The sequence below is a fragment of the Streptomyces sp. NPDC036815 genome, assembly GCF_055609205.1.
Genome location: NZ_JBVJPW010000004.1, coordinates 74,971 through 90,010 on the forward strand (window position 1 = coordinate 74,971; position 15,040 = coordinate 90,010).

A 15,040-nucleotide genomic window follows, 5' to 3' on the forward strand; every position below is an offset into this window, starting at 1 on the left:
CCCGACACGGGCGGGCCGGGTCAGGAGTTCGTCGGCTCTCCGTACGTGCGGACCGTGCTGAGGATCTTCATCACCGTCTTCTCGGGCAGCTCGTCCGCCACGCCCGTGGCGCCGTAGAGGCTCCACGACACGTACTCACCGGCGGAGTTCTTGAAGCCGAAGGTGATCGCCTTTCCGTCGGTGGCGCACTTGCCCCGCTGGGGCGTGTTCTTGGACCTGGCCCGGGCGATGCTGCCCTTGATGCCGGAGGCGGTGGTGTACGGCTGTGCCTTGTCGTCGTTCGTGAAGCTCTTCTTGTCCGGCTGGGTGTACCCGCCGTAGACCCACCAGCCGACCTGGTTGACCGCGACCTCGGCACTGTTCCTCGCCCCCTTGGCGCCCTTGGTGCCCACGGCGGCGAGCTCGTGGTCCTCGGTCCTGCCGTCCTTGTCCTCGTCGACGACACACCACTTGGGCCGCAGGTACGCGGGGGCCGACATGGTCATCAGCGGCTTGCCGGTCTTGATGTCCTCGAAGGCGATCGCGGAGCCGGGGTTCTGCACCTCCCACTCCGGCGGCACGTCGAAGGCGGTGCCCCACTTCGGGTTCACCACGACCCGCCAGCCCTTGATGGTCGGCTTCGGATCGCCGTCCGTGCCGCGCCCGCCGTCACCGTCGGCGCTGCCGCCGTCCGCGGTCGGCTCCGGCTTCCGGGAACCCGCCTCGGCGGGGGAGCCGGCCTTGGCGTCCTTGTCGTCATCGCCACTGAACAGCAGGAAGCCGGTCACCCCGGCGGCCACGACCACGGCGGCGGCCGTCACCAGCGCGACGATCCTGGTCCTGCCCCTGCCGCCCCGGTCTCCGTCACCGCCGCCGCCCGGAACCTGCGGGGCGCCCGTCGGCGCGGTCGGGGCGCTCCACTGTCCCTGCGGCCCGGCCGCGGGCTGCTGGTAGGGGTGGGGCGCCTGATACCCCGGTTGCTGATACGGGTTCGGCTGCTGGTACCCCGGCTGCTGGTACGGGTTCTGCCTCCGGTCCTGCGGGTTCTGCTCGCCCCCGGGCGGCTGCTGTCCTGGCCACATGGCGGGACACGATACGGGTGCCGGTCCCGCAAGATCACAACGGCCCCGACGTGCCCCGCTCGAAGGCGGGTTCTCAGTTCTCGGAAGCCTTGTACTCGCGCACCGTCGAGAGCATCTTCCGCACGGTGGCGTCCGGGAGTTCGTCCGCGACGTCCTTGGCGCCGTGGAACGACCAGGACACGAACTTCCCCCGGGAGTCCTTGAAGGCGAACACCGTCGCCTTGCCGTCCGAGTCGCACTTGCCCTGCTTCTCGACGCCGGACGAACTCGCGCTCACCAGGCTGCCCTTGATGCCCGACTTCGTGGTGTACGTCTCGGTCGGCCCGGTGGTGACCGTCTTCCTGTCCGGCTGCGTGTACACGCCGTAGACCCAGTTGGCCGCGTCGTGCCGCGCGACCGCCCCGGTGCTCTTGGCGCCGCGGTTGCCCCGGGTGCCCGCGGCCGCCAGCTGCCTGTAGTCCTTCGTGCCGTCCCGGTCCTCGTCGCTGGCGCACCACTTCTCCTTGAAGTAGGCGGGGGCGGCGTACGCGGCGAGGAACTCCGCCGATTCGTCCTCGGCGTCCTCGTTCTCCACGACTCCGCCCGCCCAGTCCCGCGACTCCAGGGACCACTCGGCGGGCACGTCGAACGCGAGGCCGAGCTTGGGGTTGACGACGACCTTCCAACCGGCCACGGCCGGTTCGGGCATGCCGTCGCCGGTACGGGGATTGGCGTCGTCCTCCGAGCCGCTGGGCGCCGGTGAGACGGCCGCGGTCCCGGTCGGGTCGGGCTTGGCGGTGTCGTCCTTGTCGCCGCCGAGGAGCAGGGCGCCGGTGACGCCCGCGGCCACCACGACCGCGCCCGCGGCGACGAGGGCGATCAGTTTGGTGCGGTTGCCGTTGCCGCCGCGCGGGGGTTCCGGCGGGGCGCCGTGCGGGCCGCCGGGCAGGGTCGGCGCGTTCCAGGGGGCCTGCTGCCCGTACGGGTTGGGCTGCTGGTACCCGGGCTGCCGGTACGGGTTCTCGCCCTGGTTGCGACCGTCGTTCCGGCCCTGGCCCTGCTGGTTCTGCTCGCCCCCGGGCGGCTGCTCTCCTTGCCACATGGGCGTCAACGATAGGTGACGGTGATCCACACCGGGACCGGCCCCGGCCGCCAGGTGAGACGGGTCCTGGTCAAGAAACGCTACCCGTGGGTAACATCACCGCATGAGCGCAGACCAGATGTCGATCGGCGAGATGCTCGCCGCCACGGTTCCGATGGCCAGGACCCTGAACCTCGAGTTCCGCGAGACCACGCCCGACAGGGCCGTGGTGGCCCTGCCCGACCAGGGCGAGTACCACAACCACGTCGGCGGCCCGCACGCCGGTGCCATGTTCACGCTGGGCGAGTCCGCGAGCGGCGCCATCGTCCTCGCCGCGTTCGGGGCGGAGCTCTCGCGGGCCGTACCGCTCGCCGTCAGCGCGGAGATCGCGTACAAGAAGCTGGCGATGGGACCCGTCACGGCCACGGCGACCCTCGGTCGCCCGGTCGCCGACGTGATCGCCGAACTGGACGCGGGCAAGCGTCCCGAGTTCCCGGTCGCCATCGAGATCCAGCGCGAGGACGGTGCCGTCACCGGCGAGATGACCGTGGTCTGGACGCTGCGGCCCAACAACCCGAGCTGAGAACGGGCCCGGTCGCCCCGGGTCGACCCCACAGGCGCGCGGAGGCCCGCGGCCGTGTCCGACGACACGGCCGCGGGCCTCTTTTCGTGCACCGCTCGCGCACCGCTCGTGCACCGCTGTCGTGCCTCTCCAGCGCACCGCCCGTGCACCGCCACCGAAGTCCCGGCGCGGCGCGCCCGTCAGAGCCGGGCCGCGCTTCTTGTTCAACTTATTGACACGAGTCATCTCCGGTCATAGTTTTCCCGCCGCCACACGTGGTGCCTAACGGGGTGTCAAGTCGGTTCTGCCGCATAGTGCGTTCAAAGGCCGAACAGCGACCCGCCGTTGGCACGTGTACACGCTTCACACAGTCGTGTTCGCGCATCAGGCACAGAAGGAAGTGACGGCTCATGTCCGACTCCGTGTCCCGCTCCGTGTCCCGGCGGTCAGCCCTCAGGCTGGCCGGCGGTGCGATCACCGTGGCAGCCGCGGCCACCGCCGGTGTGGCGGTGCCCTCGCACGCGGCCGCCCGCGCCAGACAGGGCCCCGGCGCGGGCCCGCGCGTCGAATCCCTCATCGGCAAGCTCACGCTCGACGAGAAGATCTCCCTGCTGCACGGCGCCACCGACCCCAAGAGCCACGGTCAGGCGGGATACGTCCCCGGCGTGCCGCGCCTGAAGATCCCGCCGCTGCGCCTCGCCGACGGCCCCGCGGGCGTCCGCGTCACGGCCCGTGCCACCGCCCTGCCCGCTCCCGTCCTGCTCGCCTCGGCCTTCGACCCCGCACTCGCCCGCCGCTACGGCCAGGTCATCGGCCGCGAGGGACGCGCCCTGGGGCAGGACGTGCTGCTCTCGCCCATGGTCAACCTCATCCGCACGCCGTACGCGGGCCGCAACTTCGAGACCTTCGGCGAGGACCCGCTGCTCGCCGCCGACCTGGTGTCCGCCGAGATCAAGGGCATCCAGGGCGAGGGACTCATCGCGACCGTCAAGCACTTCGCCCTGAACAACCAGGAGAAGGACCGCATGTCCGTCGACGTGCGCGCCGACGAACGGACCCTGCACGAGACGGAACTGCGCGGGTTCGAGGCGGCCGTCGCCGCAGGCACCGGCGCCGTCATGGGCGCGTACAACAAGGTCAACGGGACCTTCGCCTGCGAGAACAAGACGCTGCTCGACGACATCCTGCGCGACCGCTGGGGCTTCGAGGGCTGGGTGATGACCGACTGGTTCGCCCAGCACAGCACCGCCGCCGCCCTCGCCGCCGGGCTCGACATGGAGATGCCGGACGACGCGTACTACGGGGCCGCCCTGAAGAAGGCCGTCAGGAACGGCAGCGTGCCCGAGGCGCAGGTCGACCGTTCGGTGCGCCGGATCCTCCGCGTCATGGACCGGTTCGGGCTGCTCGGCAAGAGCGTGCCGCCGCGGCCGGGGCGCGACGCGAAGGCCGGGGCGGCGGTCGCCCTGGAGGTCGCCAAGGCGGGCGCCACCCTGCTGCGCAACGTGCACAGGACCCTGCCGCTGACCGGCCGCGCCGCCCGCGACATCGCCGTCATCGGGCCCACCGGCCGCTACCCGTTCGTCAGCGGAGGCGGCAGCGCCCACGTCGTCCCCGACCGCGCGGACAGCCCGCTCCACGCCATCACCGCACGGGCCGGGCGCGGCGCCGACGTCACGTACGCCCTGGGCGAGGACCTCTACGGCAAGGCCATCCCGCGCCGCGCGCTCACCCCCGGCTTCGACCCGGAGGGCCAGCGGGTCGCCGCCGGGAAGGAGTGGACGTACGACGGGACGCTGACACCCGCGGAACCGGACGAGTGGACGCTCGTCATCCACTACTCGGGCGAGCGGCCCAAGGTGGAGCTCGACGGCACCGAGCTCTATCCGACGCTGCCGGGCGTCGGCGAGTACTTCTCCGGAGGCCTCGTCTCCAGTGCGCCCGACGGGCTGAACGTGCGCCGTGCCACGCTGCGCCTCACCGGCGACGGGCACCGGCTGCGGATCAGGGCGAAGGGCGGGGGGAAGGGGCAGACGTTCCGGCTCCGCCGCGTCACCGGCGGCACCCGCGCGGCGGACGTCGCCGAGGCGGTACGGGCCGCGCGCGCCGCGCACAGCGTGATCCTCTTCGCCTACGAGGACGCGACCGAGGGCCAGGACCGCACGACCGTCGCGCTCCCCGGCCACCAGGAGCACCTGATCCGGGCGGTGACCGCGGCCAACCCGCGCACCACCGTCGTCCTGAACACCTCGTCGGCGACCTCGATGCCGTGGCTGGAGCGGACCGCCGCCGTGCTGCAGATGTACTACCCCGGCCAGGAGGGCGCGGCCGCCACCGCCGCCGTCCTGTTCGGCGACTGCGACCCCGGCGGGCGGCTCACCCAGTCCTTCCCGGTGGACGACGACCACCATCCGATGGCGGGCGATCCGCGCCGCTACCCCGGCGTCGACGGAGTCGAGGAGTACTCGGAGGGCATCCACGTCGGCTACCGCTGGTACGACGCCGAAGGCGTGCGGCCGCTCTTCCCCTTCGGGCACGGCCTGTCGTACACGGCCTTCGCCTACCGGGATCTCGCCGTCCGCAGGGCGGGGCGGGGGCTGGACGTGAGCTTCACCGTGCGCAACACGGGCAGCCGCCACGGCGTCACCGTCGCGCAGGTCTACGTCGGCCCCTCGCCCGACCTGGACCTGCCCCAGGCCGAGCGGGCACTCGGCGGCTACCGGCGGCTCGCGCTGCGCGCGGGGGAGCGGCGGCGCGTCACCGTCCACGTCGAGGGGCGTGCCCTGGCGGCGTGGGATTCCGACCGTCACGGCTGGGTGCGCGGCACCGGCCGGCGCACGGTGCAAGTGGGCACCTCCGCAAGCGACTTGATTCTCTCCGCGTCCACCGTCGTCAAGGGAGGCGGCTCATGAAGGGCAACGACAGGGGCAGGGGCAGGGGCAGGGGCAGGGGCAGGGGCAAGGGTGGTGCGGGCGGGCGGATACGACGCCTCGCGTCGGTGGGGGCCGTCCTCGTGGCGGCCGCCGCGGCCGCCCTCGTTCCGCTGTCGGCCGAGGCCCAGCAGGGGGCCGATCCCCGGCGGGACGGCCCGGCCGTCACGGACAGCACACTGGTGCGCACCGACGCCGGCTGGATCCGGGGCGAGTCCACGGCCGAGGGCCGGCAGTTCCTCGGCGTCCCCTACGCGCGGCAGCCCGTCGGGCGCCTGCGCTGGCGGGAACCGCGCCCCGTGCGGGCCTGGCACGGAGTGCGCAGCGCGACCACCTTCGGCAACCGCTGTGTACAGGACGCGAGTTGGGACCCCGGCTACGAGAAGCCCACCCACACCGAGGACTGTCTCGACCTCAACGTCTACACGCCGCAGGGCCGTGCCGCGCACCGCCCCGTGATGGTGTGGCTGCACGGCGGCGGCCTGACCGCGGGCGCGGGGCGGGACATCGTGCCCGACACCTTCGCCCGCCGGACCGGCGCCGTCGTCGTGACCGTCAACTACCGCCTCGGAGCAATGGGGTTCCTCGCGGCAGCGGGCCTCGACGACGAGGCGTCCGACGGTGTGTCCGGCAACTACGGGCTGCTCGACCAGCAGGCCGCGTTGCGCTGGGTCCGCGCCAACATCGGCCGGTTCGGCGGCGACGCGGGCCGCGTCACCATCGCGGGCGAGTCCGCGGGCGGCCGGTCCGTCTGCACCCTGCTCGCCTCGCCGACCGCCCGCGGCCTGTACCGCGCGGGCATCGTGGAGAGCGGCGCGTACGGCGACTGCGCGGGCCGCGAGCGACGGCGGGCGGCCGGTGACGGCAGGGCGTTCGCGAAGAAGGCGGGCTGCCCGGATCCGAAGACGGCCCTCGCCTGTCTGCGGGGCAAGTCCGCCAAGGAGATCCTCGCGGCGCAGGCAGGCTTCGACTGGGGTCCGGTCGTGGGCGGCGCGTTCCTGCCGGTACAGCCCGCGCGGGCGTACGAGAAGGGGAGCGCGGCCGGGGTGCCCGTGCTGAACGGCGCCAACAGCGACGAAGGCCGCCTGTTCGCGTTCGGCCGGTTCGACGGGAAGGGCGAGCCGCTGACCGCCGAGCGGTATCCGGCGGTGCTCGCCGAGGAGTACGGGCCCGAGCTCGGCCGCCGTGTCCTGCGGACCTATCCGCTCGCGGACCACGCCTCGCCCACGCACGCGTACGGTGCGGCGGTCGGTGACCGGATGTTCGCGTGCACGGCACTGCGCATGGACAGGGCGCTCGCGGGCCGCGGTCCCGTCTACGCCTACGAGTTCGCGGACCGCACCTCGCCGCCCTTCGCGTCGCTGCGGGAGCTGGGAACCGACTTCGACTTCGGCGCGACGCACGTCAACGAAGTGCAGTACCTCTTCAAGCACTTCGGCCTGGACTCGCCGTTCAACACCGAACAGCGGGCGCTGGCGCGGCGGATGGTGCAGTACTGGGGCTCCTTCATCCGTACCGGGGTGCCGCGCGCCGAGAGCGGGCCCGCCGCGCCCGACCAGCGGACCCGGCCGGGGCGGGTGCTCTCCCTGCGCACCGCGTCGGCGGGCGGGACCGCGATCAGCACGACGGTGCACGCCGAGCACCGGTGCGGCCTCTGGGACGCCGTTCCGGCCGGGTGAGCCCGTCCGGGTAGGCTGCCCGGCGTGCGCGTCCGTGGGGGGAGCGCACGCCGGGCACACACACTTGGACCACGGGAGGAACCGGCGTTGCACGTTCAGGAGTGGCTGGAGCAGGTACCAGCCGTCAGCATCTACGCGCTGGTGGGCCTCGTCATCGGACTGGAGAGCCTGGGCATTCCGCTGCCCGGTGAGATCGTCCTGGTCTCGGCGGCGCTGCTGTCCTCCCAGCACGGCGACCTCAACCCGGTGATCCTCGGGGCGTGCGCCACCGTGGGCGCCATCGTCGGCGACTCCATCGGGTACGCCATCGGACGCAAGGGCGGCCGGCCGCTCCTTGCCTGGCTGGAACGGAAGTTCCCCAAGCACTTCAGCGCCGCCCACGTGGCGAGCGCCGAGCGGTCCTTCCAGAAGTGGGGCATGTGGGCGGTCTTCTTCGGCCGCTTCGTCGCCCTGCTCCGCATCTTCGCCGGACCGCTCGCGGGCGTCCTGCGCATGCCGTACTGGAAGTTCCTGATCGCCAACGTGCTCGGCGGCATCATCTGGGCGGGCGGCACCACCGCCGTCATCTACTACATCGGCGTCGTCGCCGAGGACTGGCTCAAGCGCTTCTCGTACGTGGGGCTCGGCATCGCCGTGCTGATCGGCATCGGCTCGATGCTGCTCGTCAAGCGCCGGGCGAAGAAGGCGGCGGCGGAACCGGAGGCCGAGGAGGCCGCCGGAGCGGCCGGGACCACGGCGGCCGAGCCGCGTCCCGTCACCGCCACCGACTGAACCGACCGGTCATCGACCGGTTTCCGATCGGTCCGGTAACCGGCGGATCAGGTCACCAAGAAACGCTTGGTCACCAGAATGCCTGGTCAGCCCGCCGCATGCGCGTCGCGGTGGGCTTTGACCAGCTCCAGGTACACCGTGCTGTTGAGGGTGATCCCCGCGCGCTCCTCGTCGGTGAGCGTCCGGCGGACCTTCGCGGGCACCCCCGCGACGAGCGAACCGGGCGGCACCTCCATGCCCTGCGGCACGAGGGCCTGGGCCGCCACCAGGGACCCGGCGCCGATCACCGCGCCGTTGAGGACGGTCGCGCCCATGCCGATCAGGCAGTCGTCCTCGACGGTGCAGCCGTGCAGGACGGCGTTGTGCCCGACCGAGACGCGCTCCCCGACCGTGAGGGGGAAGCCCGGGTCGACGTGCAGGCTGCAGTTGTCCTGGATGTTGCTCTGCGCGCCCACGACGATGGGCCCGCAGTCGGCGCGCAGCACCGCGCCGTACCAGGTGCTCGCCCCGGCGTGCAGGGTCACCTCGCCGAGCACGACGGACGTGGGCGCGGTGAACGCCTCCTGGTCGATCTTCGGGACCTTGCCGCCGATGCCGGTGACGAGTGCCTCGTGGCCCATCGGGTCTTCCCCTCTTGTGTCCGTTTCTTGTGTTCGTCTCTTGTGTCCGTCCGCGACGCGTCGCGCCTGACGGCACCGTACGGGACGCCGGGGCTTCGGCCGTCGCGTGGGGTGAAGATCACAGGCCGACGGCCTGCGGGGCCTTGCGGCACTGAGTAACGTGAGCGGGTGCCGAAGAACAGGAACACGTTCTCATCGCTTGCCGCCGGGCCCCGCCGGCTGGCGCAGCGCGCCGTCCACGCGGGCTGGGACTGGGTGCAGCGCACCGGCGCGGTGACGGCCGCGCACCCCGGCAGGCTGCGGTTCGGCGCGATCGGCGAGGGCACCCGGCTCGCCTTCCCGCAGGGCACCGTCTTCGGGGAGCCGTGGATCACCGTCGGCGACCACTGCATCGTCGGCCAGCACGTCACGCTCACCGCCGGGATGATGCCCGACCTCGACCTCGGCCCCGATCCGATCCTCCGCATCGGCAACGGCGTGGTGCTCGGCCGCGGCAGCCACGTCATCGCGGACACGACGGTCTCCATCGGTGACGACTGCTACTTCGGCCCCTACGTGTACGTGACGTCCACCAACCACTCCTACGACGACCCGCACACGCCCATCGGCAAGCAGTGGCCCCGCATGGAGCCGGTGGAGATCGGCCCCGGCTGCTGGATCGGGACGGGCGCGGTGATCCTGCCGGGCGCCCGGATCGGCCGCAACGTCGTGGTCGCCGCGGGCGCGGTCGTCCGGGGCGAGGTTCCCGACCACGCGGTGGTGGCGGGCGCCCCCGCCCGGGTCGTGCGCACCTGGGACGCCGACCAGGGGTGGCAGCCGCCGCTGCGCACGCCCGCGCCGGTGCCGATTCCCGACGGCGTGACGCCGGAACAGCTGATCGCGCTCGGGGAGTTGGGGGAGGGCTGACGCGGGGCGGGGCGCCGGGCCTCGCAGTACGGTGTGGTGGACCATCTGGGATCATCGGGTGGACCGCGTGGCGGCTGTTCGCGCCGCACGGTGGTTGCTAGCACCGCACGGTGGTTCCCCCTCCGTGGCCCCTGTCATCCGAAATCTGGACGGAAATGTGTCGGACCTCGATCAGCTGACCCAGTCGCTCGCCCGCAGCCTCAAGCGCCGGCGCAACGAGAGGGGCTTCACCCTCGACGCCCTGGCCGCGCGCGCGGGCGTGAGCCGCGGCATGATCATCCAGATCGAGCAGGCCAGGACCAATCCGAGCGTGGGCATCACCGTGAAGCTCGCGGACGCCCTGGGCATCAGCATCACCACTCTCCTCGACTACGAACAGGGCTCGCAGGTCCGGCTCGTGCCGCCGGAGCAGGCGGTGCGCATGTGGTCCACCGACGCGGGCAGCAGCACCACGCTGCTCGTCGGGACCGAGGCGCGCGGGCCCTTCGAGCTGTGGTCATGGCACCTGGCGCCGGGCGAGGGCAGGGACTCCGACGCGCATCCGCCCGGCACCGTCGAGCTGCTGCACGTCTCGCGCGGCGAGCTGACGCTCATCGTGGACGGCACGGAGCACGCCTTGCCCGCCGGGATGTCCGTGACCTTCGAGGCCGATGTGGCGCACGGATACCACAACAGGGGCGCCGAGCCCGTCGAGATGACGATGTCGATCTCGGTGCCACCGGCCCACGCGCCCTCCCACTGAGGACTCACTGAGGACTCACTGAGGACGCACGGTGGGCTCACGGAGGGCTGGCGACCGGCTGGTCCGCGGCGGCTGTTAGCGTGCCGCCATGCGTGCTCCCCTGGGAAACTTCGACGTCGTGAGCCCGGCCCCCGAAGTCCTCGACCTGCTCGTACCGGCCGTCGCCGACGCCGTGCGCGGCTGGAGCGGACCCGTCCCGGCCGACGAGCTGATCCATGTCGACACGGAACCGGAGTGGGCCGACACCGCCGCCTTCCTGGAGCACTACGGTCCCGAGCTCCTCGGTCAGTCCGCCAACTGCGTCGTCGTGGCGGGCAAGCGGGGCGGTGAGGCCACGCTCGCCGCGTGCGTCGTCCTGTCCGGGACACGGGTCGACGTGAACGGCGTCGCGCGCCGCCAACTCGGCGCGCGCAAGGCCTCGTTCGCGCCGATGGACACGGCCACGGGGGAGACGGGCATGGAGTACGGCGGCATCACGCCGATCGGACTGCCCGCCGCGTGGCCGCTGCTCGTCGACGCCGCCGTGGCCGGGCTGCCGCACGTCCTGGTGGGCAGCGGCAGCCGGCGCGGCAAGCTCATCGTGCCGGGCAAGGTGCTGGCGGGGCTGCCGAACGCGGTCGTCCTGGAGGGACTCGGCGTCGCGGCCGACGGCTAGTGCGGCCGAGGAACTCGCGGCAGAGCGCCGCCCATTCGCGCTCGTTCTGCACCGACAGCAGCACGTCCTTGCCGTCGGACGCGGTGAACGGGCCGTACGGCGCGACCGTCGCGTGGCGCGCGCCGACGCGCGGCGGTTGGGTGCCCCCGTAGCGCGTGTAGTACGCGGGCTGGCTCACCCATTCGGCGACTGCACGAGCAGGTCGTACGCCGTGCGGTCCGCCCAGGGGCCGTCCGTGCCGTAGCCGCTGACGTGGGGAGGGGGCATGCCGCGTCTGTACCCCGCGGGTCGGCTGACAAGGCCTCGTCGTACCGAAGCCTCCTCAGCGTCCGGTGGGTTCAGCCTCGGCCTCTGATGCCTGACCCCGTGGAGCCCCGCACCACCAGCTCCGGCATGAAGGTGAACTCGCCGTGCGGGGCGGGGGTTCCGCCTATTTCCTCGAGCAGGGCGCGGACCGCCGCCTGGCCCATCGCCTGGACGGGCTGGCGGATCGTGGTCAGGGGCGGGTCGGTGAACGCGATGAGCGGGGAGTCGTCGAAGCCGACCACGGAGATGTCGCGGGGGACGCCCAGGCCCAGGTCGCGGGCGGCCCGGACGGCGCCGAGGGCCATCATGTCGCTGGCGCACACGAGGGCCGTGCAGCCTCGGTTGATGAGGGTGGTGGCCGCGGCCTGGCCGCCCTCCAGGGTGTAGAGGGAGTGCTGGATCAGTTCCTCCGACTCCTCGTCCGCGAGGCCGAGGCGTTCCTGGAGCGCGAGGCGGAAGCCCTCGATCTTGCGGACCACGGGGACGAACCGCTTGGGGCCGACCGCAAGGCCGATCCTGGTGTGGCCGAGGGATGTCAGGTGGGTGACGGCGAGGCGCATGGCGGCGCGGTCGTCGGTGGAGACGAAGGGGGCCGCGACGTCGGGGGAGAAGCCGTTGACCAGGACGTAGGGGACGTCCTGGCCGCGCAGCGCGGCGTAGCGCGTCATGTCGGCGGTGGTGTCGGCGTGCAGGCCGGAGACGAAGATGATGCCGCTGACCCCGCGGTCCACGAGCATCTCGGTGAGTTCGTCCTCGGTGGAGCCGCCCGGTGTCTGCGTGGCGAGCACCGGCGTGTAGCCCTGGCGGGTCAGCGCCTGCGCGATGACCTGGGCGAAGGCCGGGAAGATCGGGTTGTCCAGCTCGGGTGTGATGAGGCCGACGAGCCCGGCGCTGCGGCGGCGCAGCCGTACGGGCCGCTCGTACCCGAGGACGTCGAGGGCGGCGAGCACCGCCTCGCGGGTGGCCGCGGCCACCCCGGGCTTGCCGTTGAGGACGCGGCTCACGGTGGCTTCACTGACCCCCGCGTGGGCTGCGATGTCGACAAGCCGTGCAGTCATGGCACTGGACTGTACCTGTCGGCGCGGGGATTGCACACTGCCGATGAAAGCTTGCGGAAAGTGCCGTCTTGCAAGAGCCTTGCAGGCGCCTTCAACGCCTCCCCCAGGCCCGGCCGTTACCGCCCCACCCTCCCGACCGGCCCCGAAGCCACGGCCCACAGCGCTGTCAAGCGCGACAGCGGCAACGGTAAGGACACGCAGGCGTAACGATCACCGGGGCTTGCAGAAATTTTCCGCAAGCTCTTTCGGCGACATTCCAACGCTGTTACGTTCCTGGCAACCCGGCGCCGCGTCCAGAGCGGCCAGCAGGAGGCACCTCCTCGTCTCCCCGTGATTCCGGGATCAGTTGAAGGAGTTCACATGCGGCGTGGCATAGCGGCCACCGGGCTGATCGCGGCCCTGGCCCTGACAGCGGCAGCGTGCGGGGGCGACGACGAAGACAGCGGCGGCGGCAAGGGCGGCAAGCTCTCCGGCACCGTCACCTTCTGGGACACCTCGAACGACGCCGAGAAGGGCGCGTACGAGAAGCTCGCCAAGGGCTTCGAGAAGCTGCACCCGGACGTCGAGGTCGACTATGTGAACGTCCCCTTCGGCGAGGCCAACGCCAAGTTCAAGAACGCCGCGGGCGGCAACTCCGGCGCCCCCGACGTGATGCGCACCGAGGTCGCCTGGACCCAGGACTTCGCCTCGCTCGGCTACCTCGCCCCGCTCGACGGCACCGTCGCGCTCGACAAGCCGGACGACTACCTCCCGCAGGCCGCGGCGAGCACGAAGTTCAAGGGCAAGACCTACGCCGCGCCGCAGACCATCGACACCCTGGCGCTCTTCTACAACAAGAAGATGCTCAAGGCCGCCGGTGTCGACGTGCCGAAGTCCTTCGACGAGGTGAAGTCCGCCGCGGGGAAGATCAGGTCGAAGTCCGGGAAGACCGGCCTCTACCTGCGGGGCGACGACCCGTACTACTACCTCCCGTACCTCTACGGAGAGGGCGGCGACCTCCTGGACACCAAGAACAAGAAGGTCACCGTCGACGATGCCGAGGGCGCGAAGGCGTTCTCGGTGATGAAGGACCTGGTGGACTCCAAGGCGGCGGTCACCGACGCGAGCGACGGCTACAACAACCAGCTCAACGCCTTCAAGGACGGCGACGTCGCGATGGCGCTCGACGGCCCGTGGTCCATCGAAGGGGCCCTGAAGGGCAAGGAGTTCAAGGCCGACAAGGGCAATCTCGGCGTCGCCCCGGCCCCGGCGGGCAGCGCGCGCCAGGGCGCTCCGCAGGGCGGCTGGAACCTCGCCGCGTACGCCGGTTCGGGGAACCTCGACGCGTCGTACGAGTTCATCAAGTACATGAGCTCCGCCAAGGTGCAGCAGCAGACCACCGAGCAGCTGAGCCTGCTGCCGACCCGCTCCTCCGTCTACGACGTGAAGTCCGTCAAGGACAACCAGATGGTGCAGTTCTTCAAGCCCGCCGTGGCCAAGTCCGTGCAGCGGCCGTGGATCCCGGAGGCCAACGCGCTCTTCGAGCCCATCCGCCTGCAGCTGGAGAAGGTGCTCAGCGGCAAGTCCTCGCCGGAGCAGGGCGCCAAGGGCATCGGTGACGCCTACCGCAAGCTCCTCAAGGGCTACAAGTAAGAGGAAGGGCGGAACCGACCCATGGCTGTCGAGACCGGCCGGTCGGTGGCGAAGGCCGCGGGTGCCAGGAGCATCCGCGGCCGCGGCCACCGCCCCGCCAAGAACCCGGGAGGGCTGCGCAGGGCGCTGGCCACCCACTGGTACGCGTGGGCCATGGTCGCCCCCGTGGTGACCGTGATCGGCGTGATCGTCGGCTACCCGCTGGTGCGGGGCATGTACCTCTCGACGACCGACGCCAACGAGGCGAACGTCGAACGGCACATCGGCGTCAACGACATCCCGGCCACGTACAAGTCCGTCGGGCTCGACAACTACACGTCGATCCTGTCCGACGGCGTCTTCTGGGACCGCCTCACCTGGACCGTGGTCTGGACCGTCTCCTGCGTCGCGCTCTCCTTCGTGCTCGGTCTCGCGCTCGCCACGATGCTCAACCGCAAGCTGACGGGGCGTTCCTTCTACCGGATGGCGCTGATCCTGCCGTGGGCCGTGCCGGCCTTCGTCTCGGTCTTCACCTGGCGGCTGCTCTTCAACGAGAAGAAGGGCATCCTCAACAAGATCCTCGAAGGCGGCGGCATCGACGCGGTCCCGTGGCTCAACGACCCGACCTGGGCGAAGCTTTCGGTGATCACCGTCAACGTCTGGCTCGGCGTGCCGTTCATGCTGGTCGCCATGCTCGGCGGCCTGCAGTCCATCCCGGGCGAGCTGTACGAGGCGGCCGAGATGGACGGCGCGGGCGCCTGGCAGCGCTTCCGGCACATCACGCTGCCGGGGCTGCGCTCCGTCGCCAGCACGGTGATCCTGATCAGCGGCATCTGGACCTTCAACATGTTCCCGGTGATCTTCCTGCTGACCAGGGGCGGCCCGGGAGACGCCACCGAGATCCTCGTGACGTACGCCTACCGGCTCTCGTTCGTCGTCAGCCCCCGCGACTTCGCGGGCTCGGCGGCCTGGGGCGTGCTCATCCTGGCCCTCCTGTCGATCATCGCGGTGGCCTACCGCCGCGCGCTGCGCAAGCAGGGAGAGGTGTGGTGACCACCGTGCCGACCGAAGCCGAGAAGCCG

Annotated in this window: 15 protein-coding genes; 9 read left to right on the forward strand and 6 right to left on the reverse strand. The window is 71.6% G+C overall.

Annotated elements, in window-relative coordinates; translation table 11 throughout:
- Positions 1 to 20 precede the first annotated feature (20 nt).
- Positions 21 to 1,061 (reverse strand): DUF8017 domain-containing protein, encoded by a 1,041-nt coding sequence (locus tag ACZ69I_RS11300; RefSeq protein WP_470831678.1) that lies wholly within the window; start codon positions 1,059 to 1,061, stop codon positions 21 to 23.
- 73 nt (positions 1,062 to 1,134) lie between these two features.
- On the reverse strand, positions 1,135 to 2,142 hold the full coding sequence (locus ACZ69I_RS11305; protein WP_467676037.1) for a DUF8017 domain-containing protein: 1,008 nt from the start codon (positions 2,140 to 2,142) through the stop codon (positions 1,135 to 1,137).
- A gap of 103 nt (positions 2,143 to 2,245) precedes the next feature.
- Between ACZ69I_RS11305 and ACZ69I_RS11310 the strand changes: the two genes are divergently transcribed.
- The 4 genes from ACZ69I_RS11310 (at position 2,246) to ACZ69I_RS11325 (ending at position 8,060) form a co-directional block, all read left to right on the forward strand.
- Entirely contained in the window at positions 2,246 to 2,704 is a 459-nt protein-coding gene (locus ACZ69I_RS11310) for a DUF4442 domain-containing protein (RefSeq protein WP_389722346.1), read from the forward strand.
- A 389-nt stretch (positions 2,705 to 3,093) separates the two neighbouring features.
- Positions 3,094 to 5,592: a beta-glucosidase gene (locus ACZ69I_RS11315; RefSeq protein ID WP_470831680.1), complete on the forward strand. Its 2,499-nt coding sequence runs from the start codon at positions 3,094 to 3,096 to the stop codon at positions 5,590 to 5,592.
- Positions 5,589 to 7,289 (forward strand): carboxylesterase/lipase family protein, encoded by a 1,701-nt coding sequence (locus tag ACZ69I_RS11320; protein ID WP_470831682.1) that lies wholly within the window; start codon positions 5,589 to 5,591, stop codon positions 7,287 to 7,289. Before ACZ69I_RS11315 ends, ACZ69I_RS11320 begins: the two co-directional genes overlap by 4 nt.
- An 87-nt stretch (positions 7,290 to 7,376) precedes the next feature.
- Positions 7,377 to 8,060 (forward strand): DedA family protein, encoded by a 684-nt coding sequence (locus tag ACZ69I_RS11325; protein WP_470831683.1) that lies wholly within the window; start codon positions 7,377 to 7,379, stop codon positions 8,058 to 8,060.
- Between the two features lie 86 nt (positions 8,061 to 8,146).
- Here the strand turns inward: ACZ69I_RS11325 and ACZ69I_RS11330 are convergent, their stop codons facing one another.
- On the reverse strand, positions 8,147 to 8,680 hold the full coding sequence (locus ACZ69I_RS11330; RefSeq protein WP_470831685.1) for a gamma carbonic anhydrase family protein: 534 nt from the start codon (positions 8,678 to 8,680) through the stop codon (positions 8,147 to 8,149).
- Between the two features lie 168 nt (positions 8,681 to 8,848).
- Here ACZ69I_RS11330 and ACZ69I_RS11335 point away from each other — a divergent pair, with 168 nt between their 5' ends.
- The 3 genes from ACZ69I_RS11335 to ACZ69I_RS11345 all read left to right on the forward strand — a co-directional run bounded on the left by ACZ69I_RS11335 (position 8,849) and on the right by ACZ69I_RS11345 (position 10,983).
- On the forward strand, positions 8,849 to 9,586 hold the full coding sequence (locus tag ACZ69I_RS11335; protein WP_467676026.1) for an acyltransferase: 738 nt from the start codon (positions 8,849 to 8,851) through the stop codon (positions 9,584 to 9,586).
- Positions 9,587 to 9,743: 157 nt separating this feature from the next.
- A complete protein-coding gene (locus ACZ69I_RS11340; RefSeq protein WP_467676024.1) occupies positions 9,744 to 10,328 on the forward strand; it encodes a helix-turn-helix domain-containing protein in 585 nt (194 codons plus the stop codon).
- Between the two features lie 88 nt (positions 10,329 to 10,416).
- Entirely contained in the window at positions 10,417 to 10,983 is a 567-nt protein-coding gene (locus tag ACZ69I_RS11345; protein WP_470831687.1) for a YbaK/EbsC family protein, read from the forward strand.
- On the opposite strand, the gene ACZ69I_RS11350 is transcribed toward ACZ69I_RS11345, so the two are convergent.
- The 3 genes from ACZ69I_RS11350 to ACZ69I_RS11360 form a co-directional block, all read right to left on the reverse strand.
- A complete protein-coding gene (locus ACZ69I_RS11350; RefSeq protein WP_467676020.1) occupies positions 10,904 to 11,161 on the reverse strand; it encodes a CoA transferase in 258 nt (85 codons plus the stop codon). The two genes, ACZ69I_RS11345 and ACZ69I_RS11350, sit on opposite strands and share 80 nt — an antisense overlap.
- A complete protein-coding gene (locus ACZ69I_RS11355) occupies positions 11,158 to 11,250 on the reverse strand; it encodes a CoA transferase (RefSeq protein WP_467676018.1) in 93 nt (30 codons plus the stop codon). Before ACZ69I_RS11355 ends, ACZ69I_RS11350 begins: the two co-directional genes overlap by 4 nt.
- Before the next feature lie 71 nt (positions 11,251 to 11,321).
- Positions 11,322 to 12,347: a LacI family DNA-binding transcriptional regulator gene (locus tag ACZ69I_RS11360; protein WP_467676016.1), complete on the reverse strand. Its 1,026-nt coding sequence runs from the start codon at positions 12,345 to 12,347 to the stop codon at positions 11,322 to 11,324.
- Between the two features lie 360 nt (positions 12,348 to 12,707).
- On the opposite strand from ACZ69I_RS11360, the gene ACZ69I_RS11365 reads away from it, so the two are divergent.
- Complete coding sequence (locus ACZ69I_RS11365) at positions 12,708 to 13,979, forward strand: extracellular solute-binding protein (RefSeq protein WP_467676014.1); 1,272 nt, start codon at positions 12,708 to 12,710, stop codon at positions 13,977 to 13,979.
- Between the two features lie 21 nt (positions 13,980 to 14,000).
- The gene (locus tag ACZ69I_RS11370) at positions 14,001 to 15,011 is read left to right on the forward strand and encodes a carbohydrate ABC transporter permease (protein WP_467676012.1); all 1,011 of its coding nucleotides are present in this window, start codon (positions 14,001 to 14,003) and stop codon (positions 15,009 to 15,011) included.
- The last annotated feature ends 29 nt before the right edge of the window (positions 15,012 to 15,040 follow it).